This is a genomic window from Leisingera sp. ANG-M1, assembly GCF_000813745.1.
In the GTDB taxonomy this organism is placed as follows: Bacteria; Pseudomonadota; Alphaproteobacteria; order Rhodobacterales; family Rhodobacteraceae; genus Leisingera.
On the sequence record NZ_JWLC01000039.1, the window covers coordinates 1,942 to 5,879 of the forward strand.

Sequence of the window (3,938 nt, forward strand, 5' to 3'; positions counted from 1 at the left end):
CCTGCGTTTGTAAGTATTGCAGCATCCGGTTTTCCTTACCGTCCCGGATGATAAACGGCGAGTTGAGCGCGTATAAGGCCTGCCGCACCAGTTTGTTGTGTCAGTGTGTGCCCTGTTGCCTCTTTCCTCTCCGGATCCATTGTGTCTGGGTTGAGTCTTCCGGTAGTAGTGCAAAGTCCTCCGCACGCTGAACATCCTCGATGAGCCCGGGTGGAAAGACCTTTCTCTGACAAGGGCCGTGGAGGCAGTTCGCTGACCTCGTAGATTATGTTCGGGCTTTCTGCTTGGAATTTGAGATCTCGTATTAAGGACGGTGAGGGCCGGCAGAGCGCGTACCCTGTGTTTGCTATGGAAGAGATTATTTCTTGAGGGCAGAACCCTTCTGGGCAGACCTGTCAGGACGTCCGGGACTCCGGATGCTTTGACCTAAGCAGCCCGAATTTCCCGACGTGCTACGGGCCTGAGTTCGTCGCCTAGGCTGTTCGGGGCTGGATTGCAGCCGTTGGTGCCAAGACCGCTTGCATCGAGCCCGGATCGCCCTAGGAGAATGGGTACTGCGAAAGCTTCAATGTCTGGCTCCGCGATGAACTGCTCAACGGCGAGATTTTCTACAGCCTCCGCGAGGCTCAAATCCTGATGGAAAAGTGGAGGAAACACTGCAACACCAAGCAGCCACACAGTGCTCTGGGGTATCGCCCGTCCGCGCCGGAAACCACCATTATGATGGATCAAAGGCCGGTCATGTACTAACAATCGAACTGGATCACTCAGGTGGGGCTGATCAGGGGCAATATGTTGCTCTCCTGTCGAGCTCGCGGAAGATCGCTGCCGAATAGTTAAGCGTTGCAAGGTGTTTAAGTTAGAGCAGCCTCGAGTTTCAAATTTCGTCATTGCATCTCTTAGATGATCAAATGGCGATCTTCAGTGCCAGTTTTTACAACTTACCCGCTTGCGTTGCAAGACAGCTTACGCTAGGGAGGCGCTGAGTACGGTGAGACCCAAGTTTTCAGGAAGTTCTCTTTTTTATTTCTTGGCGAAGATTGAGCTTTGCCATATTAAACTGGTTTGAAGCATGAATGGCGTTTGCATTATTTCCGTCCCTAAGTCTGGCACTATGTTTCTTACACGGTCTTTGGAAAAGGAATATCAAGCGCCCTGCGTGTTTGGGGTAAGTTGTGATAGTGCGAATGAAGTACACAGTCAGTTGATTGGTGAAATTTCACCTGAAGTTAATGGCATTTTGCAAAAAAACTCCCCAAAATCAGAAGTTGTCGCACGGCGGTTTTCCCAGATGCTTAGCCGGAATAGGCACGATCAACCGGATGAACGCATTCTGGTTTCTGATCATGGTTTTCATTCCTTTCCTAAATTCCTGCTGAATCCGGAAATTTCGGACATAAAGGATCCCGAAGAGGTATTCCGTTTTGCCGCAGAGCGTCGGCTGAAAGTGGTCTTCCTTTACCGGGATCTTCGCCATGTTGCGGCATCATTGACCCATTTTCTGGTGTCTGGAAAGTCGTTCCTGCTTCGCTGTGAGGGTCTGGAGAGGACGGCGCGTGTCGTGGCAAATGCCTATGCGCCCGTGCTGGCAGAACTGACGCGAATTTGGCTTGAGCGTGTCGATGATCTGGGGGGGCTTTGCCTGTCATACGAAGCTCTGACAAGCGATCCAAGGAAGTGGTTCGATCTGATCGGCCGTGAGGCCGGTTTCGGGGGGCTGCCACCTGGGGAACGTTCTGATCTTGGAGGGTACAAATCTTGGACTTACCGATCCAAGCAAGCGGCATGGGGTGACGGGTTTCCTTCGGATGTCATCCAAAAGCTGGAATGTCTGAACAATTCTCTGAAGCTGGAGGTTTCGCTTTGAGTGTTCCGCGTCCTGTCCTGTTGTGCTTCCGCAATCCTGCCACGCTGGTTGCGGCGCGCAAGTTGGCCTTCGCCGGGAGCAAGCCTATTGCACTGGTGGCGCCATCCGATGTGCGGGACTTGGCGGAATTGGCAGACGAGAATGACTGTGAAGAAGTCTGGACCGATTTACCCGATCTCGAAAACTCGCTCGTCGGTGCCGATCTGCATTTGATGCCGACCATCGCGCCCCCTGACAGGCAGGTTCACAATGGGGATGTCTATCTCAGAACCGGCGGCTCAACAGGGCGTCCAAAGCTGGTGCTGCGTTCGCGATCTGCCAATGCTGCGGAAGTCAGCCGGGTGCTCGACCGTTTTGGTCGGGGCCTTCCCAGGCTGGAGGCACTGGTGTCAACGGTGCCGTTCGAGCACATGTTTGGCTATACGTTGGGTCTGCAGCTTGGTGAGGCCAAGGGAATTGCTATGCAAACCCGGCGTCCTGTCTTTCCTGCCGATCTGCGGAATGAGATCGCCGAGGTGCGCAACCGCAACAAGGCTGACAAAGTCTGGCTCGTGACTACTCCAACCCATCTGCGCAGTTATGGGCGGCTGAAGGACAGGATCGAGCATGTTGCTGGGATTGTCTCCGCGACCAGTCCGATGGATCCGGGCCTTGCCATTGGGGCAAAGAAAGTATTCGGCGCGCCGATCCTTGAAATCTATGGCAGCACGGAAACTGGCGCCGTGGCATCCCGGGTCTGGGATGGTGCGGAAACGGACAGCCCGGTCTGGACCCCTTTGACCGGCGCCGAATTGACCGTCGGAGACGACAATCGTCCGACCTGGATTTTGGAGAATGGCCAGGCATCGGTGACACTCAACGATCTTGTATCGCGGGAGGGCCAGGGTTTTAGGTTGCTGGGGCGGGCCGATGATGCGCTGAAGGTTGCGGGAAAACAGCAAAGGCTTGGCACTTTGACCCATCTCCTGGGGCAAGCTCCGGGGGTTCGCGATGGGGCCTATGTGAAACTTGATGACTCAGAGCAATCCGCAGAGCCGGTTTTGGGAATGGTCGTTGCGCTGGAACCTGGCGGCCAAGTGTCAACCGTGTTGGACCATCTGTCCGGCAAGGTTGATCCGGTCTTTCTGCCAAGGCGCATTGCAGTGGTGGATCGCTTGCCACGTACCGAAACAGGAAAGCTCCGCAAATCCGACGGGCAGCAGGTTCTCGCCCGGCACGGGCGCAACAGACATGAATTTCAAGACTGAGGAAACCGAATGACTGTGCCAAATCTCGTTGACGGGAGAACCGTGATCGTGACCGGGGCCTCCCGGGGGATCGGACAGGCCACGGCGCGGGCCATGCTAATCTCCGGCGCCAATGTGGTAGTGAACGCCCGCGAGGAAAACGCCGCTCTCGAAGAGACCACGGCGCTGTTGCGCGAGATAGACGAAACCCGGTTCGAAGTCTCGCTAGGAGATATCACGGATCCAGACTATGCCCCGGTCATGGCTGCCCTGGCCAAGGAGCGTTTTGGCAGCATTGACGTGCTGGTTAACAATGCAGGCATCATTCGCGATCAGGCGCTTGGCTTCATGCAGGAGGCCGATTGGGACGCGGTTATGAATACTAACCTCAAGGGGGCGTTCCTGTGTTGCAAGGCCGTGTCGCGTCAAATGGTAGCCCAGCGTAGCGGGCGCATAATTAATGTTTCATCCATCACGGCGCTAAGCGGTCGGCCGGGGCAGACCAACTATGGTGCTGCCAAGGCCGGGCTCATTGGTTTCACCAAATCTCTGGCCCGCGAACTGGCCCCAAAGAACGTTCTGGTTAACGCGCTGGCCGTGGGCGTCATCGACACAAGGATGACCAAGCAGATCCCGCGCGACACGCTGCGCGAGATTAAAAGCATGGTGCCTATGAACCGGGTGGGGCACCCAGACGAGGTTGCCAATGCCTGCCTGTTCCTGGCTTCGGACCTGTCAAGCTACATCACTGGAAGCACACTTAATGTAAGTGGCGGAGGATACATCTAAAATGAACCAGATCACCCAACCGGTCGCCGCGCCGACGCTCGACAGCGAAACCGCTG

At 55.6% G+C, this 3,938-nt stretch carries 3 protein-coding genes and 1 pseudogene; all 4 read left to right on the top strand.

Annotated features, from left to right (window positions below):
• Window positions 1-456: 456 nt before the first annotated feature.
• Window positions 457-750 (top strand): annotated as a pseudogene (locus tag RA19_RS26335) (integrase core domain-containing protein); the annotation flags it as partial.
• A 364-nt stretch (window positions 751-1,114) separates the two neighbouring features.
• The gene (locus RA19_RS26340) at window positions 1,115-1,867 is read left to right on the top strand and encodes a hypothetical protein (RefSeq protein ID WP_193748334.1); all 753 of its coding nucleotides are present in this window, start codon (window positions 1,115-1,117) and stop codon (window positions 1,865-1,867) included.
• A complete protein-coding gene (locus RA19_RS24765) occupies window positions 1,828-3,114 on the top strand; it encodes an AMP-binding protein (protein ID WP_082020679.1) in 1,287 nt (428 codons plus the stop codon). The genes RA19_RS26340 and RA19_RS24765 overlap by 40 nt, the downstream gene beginning before the upstream one ends.
• Window positions 3,115-3,123: 9 nt before the next feature.
• A complete protein-coding gene (fabG, locus tag RA19_RS24770) occupies window positions 3,124-3,882 on the top strand; it encodes a 3-oxoacyl-ACP reductase FabG (protein ID WP_039168334.1) in 759 nt (252 codons plus the stop codon).
• Window positions 3,883-3,938: the final 56 nt, after the last annotated feature.

What these genes read in the sequence shown, in the direction of transcription:
- RA19_RS26340 (WP_193748334.1), top strand. Translation starts at nt 1,115, where the DNA reads ATGTTTCTTACACGGTCTTTGGAAAAGGAATATCAAGCGCCCTGCGTG.
- RA19_RS24765 (WP_082020679.1), top strand. Translation starts at nt 1,828, where the DNA reads ATGTCTGAACAATTCTCTGAAGCTGGAGGTTTCGCTTTGAGTGTTCCG.
- fabG (WP_039168334.1), top strand. Translation starts at nt 3,124, where the DNA reads ATGACTGTGCCAAATCTCGTTGACGGGAGAACCGTGATCGTGACCGGG.